We start from the raw sequence: 17106 nt of genomic DNA, 5'->3' as shown, positions 1-17106 counted from the left end.
ATAAAACCAATTGTTATGAGTGATTTTTTTAAGACCATTGAAAGTAAAGGGGTAAAACTTCCTGCTGATGTCGAGAACCTGCTCAGGAGCTGTAAGGGGTTTACCGTATTTGATACCCATGAACAGCTTGCAGATGCAGCAGTGGGTGGAAAAGATGGAAGGGTATTTGAAGTAAAATATGACGTTCCCGGAAAGGGGGAATATACAGAAGCTATTGTTAACCGGGTTAAAAACGGGATTTCTGCCAATTATTTGGAGCCTTACATGCGTCGACGCGATCCCGGAACTATGTCGGTTGCTGATGACTTACCTTCTGATAAACCTCGTTTCAAAGACCGCTATGGATATGAATTTGATTCGTTGAAAAATGAAACTTTTGATTGGCTAAAAGATCAGGAATTGGCTATATTCTTTTATTATGCCGGAAATAAAGAGCATAATGTCGGAGTTGGCGGTATTGCCATTGCTCCGGCCAATGCAGGGTTTTTTGCCATGGGGCTGGCCATGTTGCAAAGGATTACTACTGTTGAAGAGTTGGATAGCAGTTTTGATGTTGAATCTGTGATTTATGTTGCACCTACTTTCCGTCATACTCACTTTGAAGGGAAGCAGGCGGTTATTCACAATCGTACAGAGAAAGTTCACGAAGTATATTCTTATAATCTCTATCCGGGACCAAGTGCCAAAAAGGGACTATATGGTGCATTATTGAATAAAGGTGAAAAGGAAAACTGGATCACTGCACATTGTTCTACAGCTGCAGTAATCAGTCCTTACGATAGTGTGACTACTTTTATGCATGAAGGAGCCAGTGGGGGAGGTAAAAGCGAGATGCTTCAACACATTGTTCGCGAGCCCAGTGGCGAAATCACTATTGGCGAAAACATCCAAACAAAGGAAAAGCGTGCCATTAATTTGCCCATCTTCTGTTCTTTTGGCCCCGTGACCGACGACATGGCGCTTTGTCCAAATGAATTGCAAAAAGACGATGGTAAACTTAGAGTTTTGGATGCGGAAAATGCCTGGTTTATCAGGACTGATAGTGTAAATGAGTATGGTGATGATCCCACTCTTGAAAAATTGACCATCAATCCGCCCACGCCATTATTATTTTTAAATATTGATGCTAATCCCGACAGTACAGCTCTTATTTGGGACCACATTGAGGATGAGCCCGGGAAGCGTTGTCCAAATCCACGTGTGGTAGTGCCCAGAGATATTGTTCCGGGAGTGGTTCATAAGCCTGTAACGGTTGACGTCCGCAGTTTTGGAGTGCGCACCCCACCATGTACCAGAGAGAATCCTAATTATGGTATCATAGGATTGTTCCATGTGCTTCCGCCTGCTCTGGCCTGGTTATGGCGTTTGGTATCCCCTCGCGGTCATGGCAATCCAAGTATCGTTGACTCCGGTGGAATGCAGTCTGAAGGTGTAGGATCTTACTGGCCTTTTGCTACCGGAAAAATGGTGCCACATGCCAATATGCTTTTAGATCAGATTATTAAAAACCCAAGGGTAGGATATGCATTGGTACCTAACCAGCATATTGGTGTATGGAAGGTTGGTTTCAAGCCGCAAATGTTGATGCGTGAGTATCACACTCGTCGCGGTAATGCCAAGCTGAGAAGAGATCAATATCAGGATGCAAGATGTTCATTGTTGGGATATGAGCTGAATTATCTGACCATCGAAGGGTCTAAGATTCCTTCCAGATTCCTGAAAGTTTATAAACAGAATGAGGTAGGAACGGAAGGGTATGATGCAGGTGCTGAGATCTTGTTTGATTTCTTTAAAAAGGAGTTGCCTAAATTCCTGACTCCGGATTTATCACCCACCGGTAGGCGCATTATTGAAGCTTGTTTGAATGGGGCTTCTGTTGAGGACTACAGTAAGATAATTCCTATGAGTTATCAGTATTCTTTCATGACTATGGAGGATTATGATAATATGTTTTAAAAACTTATTGTCATTTTTTTTTAAATTAAAAAGCCGCCGGGATTTACTCTTCCAGGCGGCTTTTGATTTATGGAGTGTTTTAATATTCCTACTGATTTATTTCTTCTTCAGTAGAGAACGATGGTGCTGGTAGTCCAGATTTATTGAATAATGAGGCTTCGGCTCCGTTTTTGAATCCATACCTAACATTGGCAGGTTGTGATACCTTAGGAGAGTAAACCTCAATCGTGTTACCATTAATTTTGACTTTTGCCGGAACAAAATTTCCATCTTTTCCAGCGATTTCAAACTGATTCTTAACACCAGACTTTAGTTTCAGCCCATTCTCTGCATGGCTGAATGAAATGACTATTTTTCCATTGCTTTGTTCTGTCTTTTGAGGAAATGGCCCGCTATAAACCAAGTCTTTTTTTTCATAATTTTTAGCAAGGGCCCAAAGAGCAAGCCTCTTACCAACATCCTCTTTGTTTGCGGGGTGGATGTTGTCAACATTACCAATATCAAGGGTTACTGCCATTCCGGCGTTGGTTATTTCCATAGACCTGCGTTGAGCTTCTCGCAACCAGGCAGATGAACGGCCTTCAATATTGTCATAATTCCATGGGGCCAATTGGACGAAGTAGAATGGCATTTCAGGGTTGTTAAATTGCTTACGCCAATCCGAAATTAATAAGTCCATAAGCTCTATATACTGCGATGCTCTTCCAACATTGGTTTCACCCTGATACCAAATAGATCCTTTAATGGTAAAAGATGTAAGAGGGGCGATCATGGCATTGTATAATACAGTTGGTGTATGACTGTTCAATGCCATGGATAGCTCCGGACGTGTATCATAAACATTGGTTTCAGGATTGAAGAGATATAGTTGATCCCCTGTGATTTGTGCCACCACCTTGTAATGCCATTTGCCTTTGAGGTCAATGGACTGATTTTTATTGCCTTCTGGATAAATTTTAAGTTGCTCCGAATCGCCATAAATTCCACCCCCCCCCTGAGTATCTATAACTTTAACTGCAAGAGAGGCCGGTCCGGCTTTTACTTCGCTGGCTGGAACGGTATAATATCTCACCTTTTGCCAGAATCCGGCAACTTCAGTTCCTCCAATCTTTTTGCCATTAAAATAAGCAACATCCATATCGTCAATGGGGCCAAGTGAAAGGATTAAATCTTTATCCTCCCACGATTCTGGAATCATTATTTCCTTTCTGAACCATGCAGCGCCGTCAAATTCCCCAATATCACTCTGTTCAAAAGTGGTTGGGAGAAACATAACAGGCCAATCTTGAGTTGAGGTTTCAGGGGCGCTGCAGTAATCATCAAAAAGGTCAAGGTTTTCAAATGGATTTGGCTTTTCTTCAGAAGATAAAATGCTTACATGCTGAAGTTTTCCCAACCACTGGTCATAAGCCTTTATTTCCGGAGCAAGATTCTTAAGGTTTTTAGTTATATCCTCAAAGTCCTTACTTGAAGCAAGTGTTTTGTTACTTATCCAGGATTCAATAGGTGTTCCACCCCAGCTGCTGTGGATGATTCCAACAGGGATATCCAATTCTTTATTTATTTTTTTGGCGAAATGATATGCTGTGGCGCTAAATCTGCCTGAAGTTTGGGGAGATGCAATAGCCCAGAAGCCTGAAACGTCTGACATTGGCTCTGCAGCCATATTTCTGCTAACGGTAAACATTCGAATATCCGGATTCTCGGATTCTGCAATTGTAGCTGCCGAATTGAGAATGGTATCATTTGGAGGCCAGCCCGTAAGAGGCATCTCCATGTTAGATTGTCCCGAGGCCAGCCAGACTTCACCAAGCATTACATTATTTATTTGAATTGTGGAGTCGGCAGTGCTGAGAATAAGTTTATAAGGACCACCTGCTTTGGAAGTGGGGAGATTTAACTGCCAAAGACTGTCTTTTCCGGCTTCTGTGCTGGCAGTTTCACCCCAGTCTCCTTTAGCATTGACAGTTGTTCCAGGAGTAGCTTTGCCCCACATGGTTACATCGGTATTTTGTTGCAGGACAAGGTTGTCCGAGAATATGGACGGAACCTCAATTTTTGATTTCTGCTTACAGCCATTAAAAAGGAATGCAGCCATAAAGAATAATGCAAAGAGTTTATAGCTTAGTGTAAGTTTCATGGGCGTATGGTATTATAAATAAAACGGGCCGGCCAACAAATTGAAGACCGGCCCGGATGGTTAATTTTTAAAACGATGATTATTTGTCATCTTTTCCTTTGTCTTTTCCGCCATTGTTTCCTTTAGAGCGACCCGACTGAGGCGGTTTTGAAATAGAATCACGCATTTGTGTATCAGCATCTATGTTTTTGTACTTCATGTAATCCATTACGCCAAGGTTACCTGACCTGAATGCTTCGGCTATGGCTTTGGGAACCTCTGCTTCAGCTTCGATTACATGGGCCCGCGCTTCCTGAGCTTTGGCTTTCATTTCCTGCTCTTCGGCAACAGCCATTGCACGTCGCTCCTCAGCTTTAGCCTGGGCAATGTTTTTGTCGGCTTCGGCCTGATCGGTCTGAAGTTCAGCACCAATGTTTTTACCAATGTCGATATCTGCAATGTCTATGGAAAGAATTTCGAAAGCTGTACCGGCATCCAGCCCTTTGCTAAGTACTACTTTTGAGATGGAGTCTGGGTTTTCCAATACCGCTTTGTGCGAACTTGAAGATCCGATAGAGGAAACAATACCTTCACCAACACGGGCAAGCACTGTTTCTTCGCCGGCACCTCCTACCAATTGTTTAATGCTGGCGCGAACGGTAACACGGGCCTTGGTGACAAGCTGAATACCGTCTTTGGCAACCGCAGCCACAGGAGGCGTGTCAATAACCTTTGGGTTTACAGACATCTGGACGGCCTCAAATACGTCACGGCCGGCCAGGTCGATGGCTGTTCCCATCTGAAAGGTCAGATCAATGTTGGCTTTTGAGGCTGACACAAGAGCATGTACCACATTGTCAACATTACCACCCGCAAGATAGTGGGCTTCTAATTCATCGCGTTTTATGTTTTCAAGTCCCGCTTTATGGGCCTCAATCATGGCACGAACAATGATAGAGGGCGGTACTTTACGGATGCGCATCAGTACAAGCTGAATTAACGAAATCCGGACACCTGTAACCAAGGCCGAGAACCAAAGAATGACTGGCACATAATACAGGATAACAAAAAATAGAACAATGATGACTGCTATGAGTCCTAGTGTTCCGAAAACTTCCATAGTATTTATTTTACTGGTTTAACAATGATGTAAGTTTTATATACTTCAGTGACTTCAATTTCTGTTTTTGGATCAATGAATTGCCCGGGACAATGGGCTTCCACATCTTGATTATTAACCCGGGCTTTGCCAATGGGATTTAAACGTGTGATGGTTTTTCCGTGATCTCCAGGATTAATAGTGTTTTCTTCAACTGTGTCAACATGGCTTGTAACAGTGGAATTGAGCATTAGTTTCTTCCATGTTTTACTGCGAAATGCATAAAATAAAATGATAAGTGTTGCGATAAGTGTTGAAGCGAGTGTAATATGTCCGGTGGAGGAGTCAATTCCGTAAGCCATGAAAATTCCTCCTGTAATCATTCCCAGTCCGCCAATGCCCGCAATAGTAATACCCGGTACTACGAAAAACTCAAGAATAAGTAGTAATAGTCCGGTAACGATTAACAAAATTATGATGGTCATTTAATGTGTTTTAGTCAATGCTAACATTTAAGGACTGTTCTTCAAGAATTCGCTGAAGATCGGTCAGTTCATTATAGGAGCCACGTTTTATTTCGCAATACCCAATGTAATGAGTGAGTGTTGCGCACTGTTCTGCCTGCACATCATTGTGTTGGCAGTGCACCATAAGTGCATCAATTACATCGTCGAAAGTGTTAAAGTCATCATTGTGAAGTATCAACAAATGATCTCCCAATCCCTCCTGGCTCGAACCCGGATTTTCTTTCCTTTTATCATGAGGTACCATAGTTCAAAAATTTGTTGTAAAATATAAAAATATTTCCATCAGGACAAGTGTTGATTGGTGATCAGGTATAAATGTCCCACATGTGTAATTTTCAAATTGAAATCTATAAAATTAATATTTAATAGATTTGAAACCAATAGAAACTTTTAAAAATCTTTAATTCTTTTATAAAAAAAGCCCCTTTGAATCTGCAGGGCCAGGGACAAAAAGTTACCGGTTTTTCTACAATTGGGGATTGCTAAAATATTCAAAACGACAAAATTTCCAGATCAGCCGATCCAGAGAGTATTGAAATGCTAAGGGATTAGGGTGGGGAAGTAAATTATGTTCTTTTGATTAGCTGTTACTAAAAAGCAAGTGCAAAGAAATTACAGTATGGGGTGAAATAACTTTGCACTTAATGAAATGTTTGGATGTAATAATAGTTAATGAAAAATTCGTTTTTTAGGACTCCCGGATTAATTGGCCAATTCTTTTGCCTTGTTTACAGGAATTTGTTTTCCATTAAAAAAGGCGACCACAAAAGCTCCGGGAAATCCATTGTTTCTAACCTGGTTGACATGACTGTTGGCTTCCTCGTAATTACTCCAATTGCCCGAGTAGTATTTTGTTATCTCTTTTCCCTGAATGGCTTCCGACGAAATTTCGGGGATTTTTGAAAGAGCATTGGCATCCGGGGTGTTTCTGAATACTCCAATCTGGATTTTAAATACAGGCAGAGCGGATTTTTCAGTGGCAGAGTTATTGCCAAATGCAGATTCAACAACATTGGTAGGGGATTTGGGCTTTGTTATTGCTGGTTTCTCTTGTTTGGCTTGGGCCTCCCGATTGTTCTGGATTTCCTGATAGTTGTCCTGAATTTGCCTTTCACCTTTTGTTTTAACCTTATTGCTTGCGTTGAATATGGTTTTGTCAGGGGAGTAGCTTATAAGGCCATCTTCCAGTATTTCAATGCCTTGCCTTTTTAGTCCTCCCAATTGCTCATATCGTTCGGGATTCCAGGTATTCATTTTTTCCAGACCATTGTTGGCTTTCTCAAAATAACTCTGTGCTTTTCTTAAAAGCTGACTGAGATGGCCTTCCTTTTGTGGTCCTGCCATTTGTTCAATAGTTGGCTTGTAAATATTGAATTTTTTATCCAATGCCTGATGATACAGATCCAATGCTTGCTTCTGCAGTTCGCGTGCCTTGCGAGGGAGCGGATTAGTTGGTTCTACATCTTTCTTGCCCTTTAATGAATCCAGATTTCTCATCTTATCGAGAAGAGAAAGTTCGTCTTCCTGCTCATTGCTTTTCATTGATTCTGCCAGCATTTTTGAGCCTTCCAGCTTGAGGATGTTGGCCCAGGTGTACATGCTGTCCGTGCGTTGCAAGGTCTTTATCTGAGCCGGGTTGAAATACTTCTCATACATTGGGTTCAACCGTTCTTTTCTGCTGAGGAATTCTTCATCAGAGTAGAAAGAGTAACTGGCAGGCTTAAATGAAGGTTTGTTTCCCTCATTATTAAAAGACCCGGGTTTGGTTAAATGCGAGTTGTTGTAGTTTCCGCTGTTTTTAAGTTGCGAAATCTTTTCGGTCTCCATTTGTCTGGCCCGGATATAATGCCGCTTGATCTGATCGCCATGGCCATAAACTTTCTTTTCGAGCTGAAGGATTTCATCCATTAGCTGATTTAATTCTTCCTGGTTATAACTCTGAGCATACCTTTGGCGCTTGTTGCGCATCATCTGTTCCAGGCTGTCTTTTTTCATGTCGATGCTTCGACCTCTCTTAAACTCACTTCTTGCTGCATCGCTGAGGAAATGCTCGTAACGTGTATAAACGATGGTGTCGTTAATATAAAAACGGAATTCCTCTTGATCTGTCTTGTTTTTCCGGCCTTGCCCGTTCTCCTGTTCTGAGGCTCTTTCGTCCCAGAAATTGCCATCAGCAAGAGGTAAAGAGGCAATTGTTTTTATTTGCTCAATATCCTCGGTGAGGTTTTTAAAGACTTTGTTGTCCCACACCAGCTTTACAACAACGGCTTTTCCGGGTTCTACACCTCTGTTGGTTGTAAACCAAGCCCTTTCGTCGAATATATCTGCAGCAAACAAATAGTCGTCTGCCGGTGAGTTGAAAGGAGATCCGAGATTTTCAGGCTCTGAATAAGTATTGCTCTCCGGATCATATATGGACCGGTAAATGTCCAGTCCACCCATACCACCCGGGCGGTCTGATGCAAAAAAGAAAGTGGTACCATCCACCATTAGAAAAGGATTACGATCATCATAGTCCGAGTTAACCGGTTCTCTGAGGTTTTTGCTGCCACTCCAGCGGTCAAGCAACTGCTCCATCATATAGATGTCGTGCGTTGTGGTGTCGGTTTCATTAAGTACAAAATACACATCGTCTCCTTTTTCAGTACGGTACATGATGTTTTCGGGTGGCACACCGGTCTTAAAAAAAGACTTGTTACGGGCAAGCGTACCGGCATCTTCGGGTAGTTCGTAGGCATCAATAAAGTTGTGCTCGTTTACGGTGTCCTTTTTGACCACCTTAATACTGAAATGCTTGTTGATAAGTTGCTCTCCTGAAACACAATCTTCAATGGCCCTTTTGGCTTTGGTGCGGCGGGGGTCAGTATTGGTGGCATATTTGAGAAAAGCCTCAAATTCTTTGGTGGCCAATTCAAACTGATAAGCATTCTGATATGCACGTCCCAGGTAATAATGAACATCGCGGTTAATGCGGCGTGATAATGCATATTTTAAACGTTTAATGGCCTGACTGTTATCCTGTCGCTGTTCTATCAGACAAACACCAAGGTAATAGTTGTATTTTGCTTCACGATCGTAGCGCTCAATAAGCTGCTTGTACATAGGTAAAGCTTCGCCATATTTGCCATTGCGAAACAGCTCCAGCGCCTGATCAGGAGAAACGGTATTTTCCTGAGCATTGGCTGATATCAGGGATGAAATAATAATAAAAAGTGTCGTAAAAACTAGTCTCATGCTTGCCCTTCTTTTGTTTTAATCAATCTTTTCGGCCGGAATGGGAAGAAAAGATTTCATTTTACATATGAATGTTTTCCGGAATGATTAATAGTAATTTACATTTAGTCTCCTTCTCCCAATTGAATCATCTTTCCGGGCATCAAATTTAATCATTTGGGGTGAATTCCCTAAAAGGATTTTTCAATGGAGAGCAAAATTGTTGCCAGATTAAACCAAAGCACCGTATTACTGTTTTCATAAAAACTAATTTAAAACATTATCGTTATGGCAAAATTAGAAGAAGGACAAAAAGCACCCTCTTTTTCCGGCAAAAATCAAGATGGAAAAGAGATTTCACTGGATGACTTTAAAGGACAAAAAGTGGTTTTATATTTTTATCCAAAAGATAATACTTCAGGCTGTACAGCCGAGGCCTGTAATTTGAATGATAATCTGGAGCAGTTTGTCGAAAAAGGGTTTAAGATAATAGGGGTGAGCCCTGACAGCGAGGCCTCTCATCGTAAGTTTATTGATAAGCACGGATTGAAATTTGATTTGATTGCAGATACTGAAAAAGAGATTCTGGAGAACTATGGCGTATGGGCCGAGAAAAAAATGTATGGAAAAACTTACATGGGAGTTGTGCGCACCACCTTTGTAATTGACGAGAACGGCGTGATAGAGAAAATTTTCGAAAAAGTGAAAACAAAGGAACATTCCGAACAGATCTTTTCCGAGTTGAATCTTTAATATTTATGGTTATCTTTATCGGTGCAAATGGAAGGTTTTTGAAATGTAGATATTGAATCAGAGAGTTTTGAGAATTCCCTTCCGGATGTTTGCCGATAATTTAAACCGCATAACATAGAATTAAAACATGGCCGAACAACAACAGGAAAAGAAAGAGAAAGAAGCTAAAAAAGTAAATGCCGAAAAGCTGAAAGCCCTTCAGCTTACCATGGATAAAATCGACAAAACCTATGGTAAAGGTGCCATTATGAGAATGGGCGAATCGGCAACAGAGAACATTCCTTCGTTTTCATCAGGTTCGATCGCCCTTGACCGCGCCCTGGGAGTTGGAGGTTATCCGCGTGGTCGTGTTGTAGAAATATACGGTCCCGAATCGTCAGGTAAAACAACTTTGGCCATTCATGCCATTGCAGAAGTTCAAAAACAGGGAGGTATTGCTGCTATTATTGACGCTGAACATGCTTTTGACCGTTTTTATGCTGAAAAGCTGGGGGTGGATGTGGAAGACCTCTTGATTTCACAGCCCGATAATGGTGAACAGGCACTCGAAATTGCCGACCAGTTGATTCGTTCTTCTGCTATTGATTTGGTAGTAGTTGACTCAGTAGCTGCCCTTACTCCTAAAGCGGAGATTGAAGGCGAGATGGGCGAAAATAAGGTTGGTCTTCAGGCTCGATTGATGTCACAGGCTCTGCGTAAACTGACCTCCAATATCAGTAAAACCAATACCTGTTGTATCTTCATCAACCAGTTACGTGAAAAAATAGGCGTAATGTTTGGCAATCCTGAAACCACTACAGGTGGTAATGCCCTGAAGTTTTACTCTTCGGTTCGATTGGATATCCGTCGGGTTACCCAGCTTAAAAGTGGTGATGAGGTAGTGGGAACCCATACACGGGTAAAAGTGGTGAAAAACAAGGTTGCGCCTCCGTTCAGGAAAGCCGAATTTGACATCATGTACGGTGAAGGTATTTCCAAGATTGGTGAAATCATTGACCTGGGGGTTGAAAACGGAATTGTTAAGAAGAGTGGTTCCTGGTTCAGCTATGGTGAAACCAAACTGGGACAGGGCCGTGAAGCCGTAAAAGATGTTATCCGCGATAACCCTGAACTGGCCGAGGAACTGGAGAAGAAAATTGTGGACGCCCTGGCGCAGGAGAAACAATAGAAATTCAGATTTTATCATAATAAGTTTAAAGGCAGGCCTGCAATGGGTTTGCCTTTTTTCATAAATACCAAATTCTTATGAATCCCGTCTTCAAAAAGTTGTCTTCCCGAATAAAAGGAAAAATCTTTACTGATGAGCTTTTTCGAACCCTCTATGCCACGGATGCGTCTGTTTACCGGGAAATGCCACAAGCCGTTGTTTTTCCTGCTGATGAAGCTGATGTAAAGAAATTGGTGCTTTTTGCCGGTCAGTATAATATTTCTTTAATCCCCAGAACTGCCGGAACTTCATTGGCTGGTCAGGTTGTAGGGAATGGCATTGTAGTGGATGTGTCACGGACTTTTACAGAAATATTGGAAGTCAATAAGGAAAAAGGTTGGGTAAGCGTACAACCCGGCGTTATCAGGGATGAACTAAACTTGTTTTTAAAAGACCACGGGCTCATTTTTGGTCCCGAAACTTCTACCTCCAACCGGGCCATGATTGGAGGTATGGTGGGAAATAATTCTTCAGGATCTAATTCTCTGATATATGGAAGTACCCGCGATAATATATTGGAGGTGAGGGGATTTTTAAGTGATGGGAGCGAGGTAACATTTGGGGCACTTACCAAAGATGAATTTCTGACTAAATGTGAATCGGGGCAACAAGATCTTGAATCGAGTCTCTACCATCAAATATATGATGCTTTAAAGGATGTTGGTACCCGCGGGAATATTGAAGGGGAGTTTCCGAAAGCCTCCATTAAACGCCGGAATACGGGCTATGCTCTGGACGCATTAACCGCAAGTGTACCCTTTAATGATAACGGAGAGCACTTTAATTTCTCAAAAGTGATAGCCGGTTCAGAGGGGACTTTGATGTTTATTACAGAAATCAAATTGAAGTGTCATCCTCTGCCACCTCAAAGTAAAGGTTTGTTGTGTGTACATTTTTATTCGATGGAAGAGGCCCTGAATGCCAATGTTATTGCATTGAAACACCATCCATCGGCCAGCGAGCTGATGGATGACTTTATTCTCAACTGCACGAAAAATAACCCTGAGCAGTCACAGAACCGTTTTTTTATTGAAAGTGATCCCAAAGCCCTCCTGGTAGTTGAGTTTACCCGCCATTCGATGGAAGAAGTGCAGGCTGGTATAAAAAAGCTTACCGAGGATTTGAAGCAGGCCGGGTTGGGGTACCACTTTCCTCTCATTTCAGGCGATGATATCAAAAAGGTCTGGAGTCTGCGCAAAGCTGCACTTGGCTTGCTTTACACCACACCCGGTGATGCCAAGCCGGTAGCGGTGATTGAAGATACCTCGGTGGCTCCGGATGATTTGCCCTCTTATGTGATGGATTTCAGAGAAATACTTGATAAGCTGGGGCTGGAGTGCGTCTTTTATGGCCATGCGGGATCGGGAGAACTACATCTGCGACCCGTCATTGATCTGAAAACTGAAGAGGGGCATCGGTTATTCCGAAGGGTTGCAGAGGAAACAGCCTGTTTGGTAAAGAAATACCGGGGATCTTTGAGTGGAGAACATGGCGATGGAAGGCTCCGGGGGGAGTTTATCCACCAAATGGTAGGAGAAAAGAATTATGAGCTGTTCAAAGTGATAAAAAATACGTGGGATCCCAAACATATTTTTAATCCCGGAAAGATTGTTGAGGCGCCTCCCATGGATTCGGATTTGCGCTATTCACCGGCTTCCTTAACACCTGATATTGAAACCGTGTTTGACTTCTCCCGGGAACAGGGCTACCTGCGGGCTGCTGAGTTTTGCAATGGATCGGGCGATTGTCGAAAAACGCATCTATCGGGCGGTACCATGTGTCCCAGTTATATGGCAACGCGGGATGAAAAACACACCACCCGTGCCCGGGCCAATGTTTTACGTGAGTATCTGCGCAAGCCCTATGTGAAAAACCGCTTTAACCATTACGAAATTTACGATGTGATGGATCTTTGTTTGTCGTGTAAAGCTTGTAAGTCAGAATGTCCTTCCAGTGTTGATGTGGCCAAACTGAAAGCAGAGTTCCTGCAACACTATTATGAGGTGCATGGTGTGCCTTTGCGCACGAAGATGATTGCCGGATTTGCTTCACTGAATCGTCTGGCTTCGGTGCTGCCCGGGGTTTTTAATTTCATGGCAGGGCAAAAAATGCTTTCAGAGATTTTTAAAAAAACTGTGGGATTTGCCCCAAAACGCTCCATTCCGAAACTGCAAAAGACGACCTTCTCTAAATGGTTTCAAAAAGAGCAGAAGAATCAAGTTGCTACTGAAGAAAAGAGGAATGGAAAAGTCTGTTTATTCAATGATGAATTCACCAATTACAATGATTTAGGTATAGGTCAAAAAGCCGTGTGGCTGTTGGAGTCTTTAGGCTATGAAGTAGCGATGCCCAAACACATCGAAAGTGGCCGTGCTTATATCTCCAAAGGCTTGTTGAACAAAGCCAAAGAGATAGCCATCAAAAATGTAAGTTTACTTAAAGAACTTATTTCAGAAGATACTCCTCTAATTGGTATAGAACCATCCGCTATCCTGACTTTTAGGGATGAATACATTGACCTCGTGGATGATGACCTCAGGGAAGCTGCCCGTAATCTTGGCAAAAATGCATTGCTGTTTGATGAATTTATTCTCAGTGAAATAAAGTCAGGACGGATTACTTCGGAAAGTTTTACCGATAGTCCTCAGAAAATTATGTTACACGGACACTGCCACCAAAAATCACTGGCTTCGATGGCACCTACGATTGAAATGTTAAGTTTGCCGGCCAATTATGAGGTTGAAGTGATTCCTTCAGGCTGCTGTGGGATGGCAGGGGCTTTTGGCTACGAAAAGGAACATTACGATATTTCTATGAAAGTGGGAGAGCTTGTCCTTTTTCCGGCTATCCGCCAAAAAGAAGCAAACACCATGGTAGCAGCCCCGGGGACCAGTTGCCGTCATCAGATCAAGGACGGAACGGGCGAGAAGGCCATTCATCCGATTGAGATTTTGTGGGAAGCGAAAAGGTAGAATGGTGAAATGTTATTCTATCATTCACTCACTCATTCATCCATTCATTCACTCAATCATTCATTCAATCACTCATTCATTCAGTCAGTCACTCACTCACTCATTCATTCACTCATTCATTCACTCACTCATTCACTCACTCATTCATTCATCTGCCTGTTGGTCACTTACATCTCAAAATCTTAAATCTAATCATCTCCTATCTAACTATCTCTTATATTGGTTCAACCCCAATTAAAACAACTCAATAAACCATTTCTTTTTGATATAATTCTCCATAATATATCCGCATAAATTAAACCACCGGGTGCACCGGGCCAGGATTTGAGAGTCGGATGAGGCCACAATGTGTTCTGAGTTGGCAATTCTGGAATCAGCCTGGTCGCATAACTCGGTATTCCAGTTTACCTGGTTTTCTTTTCCTATTTGCATTACCAGTTGGGCAAGCCGGCCGGAGTTGCTCACCGGTTTATCAAATACCCATAAGACAGGACCGGCAGAGAATTCTTTGACAAATGATGCCACCAGAGCAATGGCTTCCGGGGTTTCACTTATTTTTCGGTAAGAACCGTGAAGGCCTGATATGTCGCGAATCAACCCGTCCCGACCTTTAAATACCGGGGCCCCTCCCAATGCGCCTTCCAGAATGATCAGCAGGTTAAAGCCATCAATAAAGAGGGGCTGTCCTTTTAGTAAAGCAGGTTCCCGGATTTCACGTTGTTGCATCTCATTGATCAGGGATTGCGGCTGACAGCAACGATCCAGCGCTTTTCGCTGTCTTTCTTTTAATTTGAAATGGTCACCCACCAGTTTCAACGTTGCTTTTGGGGTATATGTTTTGTCAAGCAACAAGCAGTAGTCATAAGCTGCCCGTCTGAGCAGTTGTATCTGATCCGGGGCAAAAAGTCCGGCATCGTTGGGATCCGGTCCGCGATGTTTGCGTTGGTCTGGTGACATAAAAAGCGTATTTTCAGAATAATAATTTATGGATAATTTGCGACAATTTGAAATGCAGGATTCAGGAATGTTCTTTTACTTTTTAAGAAGTCTTGTCTCTTTAGTGGATAAAACTTAAATAGTTTCTCAATATTTACTCCTAAAAACACAATGGCTTTTTAAAAAGGGAATGGGTATATTTGAAAGAAGGAAGTTTGATAGCTGAAGTCAATACAGTTAAGGGGAAACTGACTTAGAAATAAGAACATCGAATATTTCATTCAAAAAAAATATTTAAGCATCTTTTGTAATACTAATAATATGAACTGGTTGTCTGTAATTGTTGAAAATCCATTCTATGAATTCACCATTATTTTGGCATTAGCAGCTCTTTTTGGTGGTCTGGGGCAGTTTTTAAGGCAGCCTCTTATTGTGATGTTTATTGCGCTCGGCCTTATCCTGGGGCCTTCGGTACTGAATATTGTAAAATCTCATGATAAAATATATTTGCTGGCCGAAATTGGCATTGCGGTATTACTTTTTATTGTAGGGTTAAAGCTTGATTTGCGTATAATTAAATCCATTGGGCGTATAGCTTTGCTGACAGGTCTGGGGCAGGTGCTGTTCACATCTATGTTTGGTTTTTTAATTGGTTTAGGTCTCGGCTTTTCATCACTACATAGCGTTTACATTGCCGTGGCCCTGACATTCTCCAGTACCATTATTATTGTAAAACTATTATCGGATAAAAAGGAGATTGATTCGTTGCACGGGCAAATTGCCATTGGTTTTTTAATTGTGCAGGATATTGTTGTAATTCTGGTGATGATTGCGTTATCAGCCATGCAGAAAGGCGGCGAAACCTCCCTTTCGGTAGACATATTTAGAACGGTCATTGCCGGAGTTGCTTTGCTTGGTTTTGTTTTTGTTGCCATAAAATGGCTTATTCCCCGCCTAAGCTTTTTTATGGCCAAATCGCAGGAATTGCTTACACTTTTTGCTATTGCATGGGCGGTTCTGCTTGCCTCTCTGAGTGAAGTTATTGGATTTAGCAGCGAAGTGGGAGCTTTTCTCGCAGGTATCAGCCTGGCTTCATCAGTCTATAAAGATATGATCAATATCCGGTTAGTGACTTTACGCGATTTTTTATTGTTGTTTTTCTTTGTGCATTTGGGGAGTAACCTTGATTTAGCGGTTATTGGAAATCAGGTATATCCGGCGCTTATTTTTTCAGCGTTTGTACTTGTGGGTAATCCGCTTATTGTTTTGGTTATAATGGGAATTTTGGGATACCGCAAGCGAACCTCCTTTTTAGCCGGATTAACGGTGGCCCAGATTAGCGAGTTTTCACTTATTTTTGCCGGACTGGGCCTGGCTTTGGGTCATATAACCGGTGAAATTGTTGGTCTTATCACGCTTGTTGGCCTGATAACCATCGGCCTATCCACGTATCTTATCTTGTATTCTCATAAAATATATGATGTGTTGTCTCCGGCATTGGAGATGTTTCAGCGGAAAAACGATTATACAGAATTAGAAAATGCCCATGGCGAAAGAGAATCTTACGATATGGTGGTGATTGGCCTGGGCCGATTTGGCAGAAGACTTGCACACATGCTTGACGAACATTCGGAAATCAAGTACTTAAGTGTGGATTATGATCCTGTTGTCATTAATGAATGGAAGGCCAAAGGAAAAGATATTATTTACGGGGATATGGAAGATCCCGATTTGTTGGATCAGATTCCCGTTAAAGGGAACGAGGTAATTGTTTGTACCGTGTCGAATAATGAATTGACTCAGCAGTTGATGAAAATGACAGAGAGACATCCCTTTAAAGGAAAAATATTTGTTACCGCAGACACCGGAAAGGATTACCAGCAATTAAAGAGTTATGGATTTGAGGACGATAAAATATTACAGCCGCATCAAATGGCTGCTTTACATTTTTATGAGTCATGTGTAAAACGCAAGGATTCTTAGTCTCAAAATATAAGTCTTTTATACATGGAGATGTCCAAATAGTTTGGAAATAAGAGCATTTTGTCATCCTGAACGCCTACCCCAAATAATCTTGGTGAATAATGCGGATATGACAAGATTTGCTGTCTTCGGCTCCTGGTCCCTGAAAAGGGGCCAATCTGGATAACCCCGGGTGAAAACCCGGGGGAGAGGCCACTAAAATATCTGGTCCCCGGAGGGCATAGCCGTCAGGCTTACAAAGCCTAAGTGCTTGATTTGAAGATTGGTAAGCAGACGCAACTCACCCCTTTCGGGATGATAGTCGAATTTTCTTCATATATTTGCTGTGATTTATTTAACAA

The 17106-nt window shown here is 42.1% G+C and carries 11 protein-coding genes; 5 read left to right on the top strand and 6 right to left on the bottom strand.

Annotation, left to right across the window (positions count from 1 at the left end; genetic code table 11):
- The first annotated feature begins 15 nt into the window (after positions 1-15).
- Positions 16-1956 carry a DUF4914 family protein gene (locus tag DDZ16_RS14115; RefSeq protein WP_109265137.1) on the top strand — a complete coding sequence of 647 codons (1941 nt, stop codon included), beginning with the start codon at positions 16-18 and terminating at the stop codon, positions 1954-1956.
- Positions 1957-2044: 88 nt separating this feature from the next.
- Here the strand turns inward: DDZ16_RS14115 and DDZ16_RS14110 are convergent, their stop codons facing one another.
- The 5 genes from DDZ16_RS14110 to DDZ16_RS14090 form a co-directional block, all read right to left on the bottom strand.
- Positions 2045-4096, bottom strand: a complete 2052-nt coding sequence (locus DDZ16_RS14110; RefSeq protein ID WP_109265136.1) for a sialate O-acetylesterase — start codon at positions 4094-4096, stop codon at positions 2045-2047.
- Positions 4097-4175: 79 nt separating this feature from the next.
- The gene (gene floA, locus DDZ16_RS14105) at positions 4176-5195 is read right to left on the bottom strand and encodes a flotillin-like protein FloA (protein WP_109265135.1); all 1020 of its coding nucleotides are present in this window, start codon (positions 5193-5195) and stop codon (positions 4176-4178) included.
- Between the two features lie 5 nt (positions 5196-5200).
- Positions 5201-5659: an NfeD family protein gene (locus DDZ16_RS14100; RefSeq protein ID WP_109265134.1), complete on the bottom strand. Its 459-nt coding sequence runs from the start codon at positions 5657-5659 to the stop codon at positions 5201-5203.
- 10 nt (positions 5660-5669) lie between these two features.
- Entirely contained in the window at positions 5670-5945 is a 276-nt protein-coding gene (locus DDZ16_RS14095; RefSeq protein ID WP_109265133.1) for an ATP-dependent Clp protease adaptor ClpS, read from the bottom strand.
- 458 nt (positions 5946-6403) lie between these two features.
- The gene (locus tag DDZ16_RS14090) at positions 6404-8935 is read right to left on the bottom strand and encodes a tetratricopeptide repeat protein (protein WP_109265132.1); all 2532 of its coding nucleotides are present in this window, start codon (positions 8933-8935) and stop codon (positions 6404-6406) included.
- Positions 8936-9202: 267 nt separating this feature from the next.
- Here DDZ16_RS14090 and bcp point away from each other — a divergent pair, with 267 nt between their 5' ends.
- The 3 genes from bcp to DDZ16_RS14075 all read left to right on the top strand — a co-directional run bounded on the left by bcp (position 9203) and on the right by DDZ16_RS14075 (position 13846).
- Positions 9203-9667, top strand: coding sequence for a thioredoxin-dependent thiol peroxidase (gene bcp, locus DDZ16_RS14085; RefSeq protein ID WP_109265131.1), 465 nt, complete (start codon positions 9203-9205; stop codon positions 9665-9667).
- Positions 9668-9794: 127 nt separating this feature from the next.
- Positions 9795-10835, top strand: coding sequence for a recombinase RecA (gene recA / locus DDZ16_RS14080; protein ID WP_109265130.1), 1041 nt, complete (start codon positions 9795-9797; stop codon positions 10833-10835).
- A 77-nt stretch (positions 10836-10912) separates the two neighbouring features.
- Entirely contained in the window at positions 10913-13846 is a 2934-nt protein-coding gene (locus tag DDZ16_RS14075; RefSeq protein ID WP_109265129.1) for an FAD-binding and (Fe-S)-binding domain-containing protein, read from the top strand.
- A gap of 234 nt (positions 13847-14080) precedes the next feature.
- Here the strand turns inward: DDZ16_RS14075 and DDZ16_RS14070 are convergent, their stop codons facing one another.
- Complete coding sequence (locus tag DDZ16_RS14070) at positions 14081-14803, bottom strand: DUF434 domain-containing protein (protein WP_109265128.1); 723 nt, start codon at positions 14801-14803, stop codon at positions 14081-14083.
- Positions 14804-15103: 300 nt separating this feature from the next.
- Here DDZ16_RS14070 and DDZ16_RS14065 point away from each other — a divergent pair, with 300 nt between their 5' ends.
- Complete coding sequence (locus tag DDZ16_RS14065; RefSeq protein ID WP_109265127.1) at positions 15104-16765, top strand: cation:proton antiporter; 1662 nt, start codon at positions 15104-15106, stop codon at positions 16763-16765.
- Positions 16766-17106: the final 341 nt, after the last annotated feature.

It is taken from the genome of Marinilabilia rubra (assembly GCF_003121985.1).
Lineage (GTDB): Bacteria > Bacteroidota > Bacteroidia > Bacteroidales > Marinilabiliaceae > Marinilabilia > Marinilabilia rubra.
The sequence above is the reverse complement of the archived record's forward strand: the minus strand, read 5'-3'. Positions and strand labels throughout refer to the sequence as shown.

Coding starts and splice junctions, on each gene's coding strand:
- recA (WP_109265130.1), top strand. CDS start 9,795: ATGGCCGAACAACAACAGGAAAAGAAAGAGAAAGAAGCTAAAAAAGTA.
- DDZ16_RS14090 (WP_109265132.1), bottom strand. CDS start 8,935: ATGAGACTAGTTTTTACGACACTTTTTATTATTATTTCATCCCTGATA.
- DDZ16_RS14070 (WP_109265128.1), bottom strand. CDS start 14,803: ATGTCACCAGACCAACGCAAACATCGCGGACCGGATCCCAACGATGCC.
- DDZ16_RS14075 (WP_109265129.1), top strand. CDS start 10,913: ATGAATCCCGTCTTCAAAAAGTTGTCTTCCCGAATAAAAGGAAAAATC.
- DDZ16_RS14095 (WP_109265133.1), bottom strand. CDS start 5,945: ATGGTACCTCATGATAAAAGGAAAGAAAATCCGGGTTCGAGCCAGGAG.
- floA (WP_109265135.1), bottom strand. CDS start 5,195: ATGGAAGTTTTCGGAACACTAGGACTCATAGCAGTCATCATTGTTCTA.
- DDZ16_RS14100 (WP_109265134.1), bottom strand. CDS start 5,659: ATGACCATCATAATTTTGTTAATCGTTACCGGACTATTACTACTTATT.
- DDZ16_RS14065 (WP_109265127.1), top strand. CDS start 15,104: ATGAACTGGTTGTCTGTAATTGTTGAAAATCCATTCTATGAATTCACC.
- DDZ16_RS14115 (WP_109265137.1), top strand. CDS start 16: ATGAGTGATTTTTTTAAGACCATTGAAAGTAAAGGGGTAAAACTTCCT.
- DDZ16_RS14110 (WP_109265136.1), bottom strand. CDS start 4,096: ATGAAACTTACACTAAGCTATAAACTCTTTGCATTATTCTTTATGGCT.
- bcp (WP_109265131.1), top strand. CDS start 9,203: ATGGCAAAATTAGAAGAAGGACAAAAAGCACCCTCTTTTTCCGGCAAA.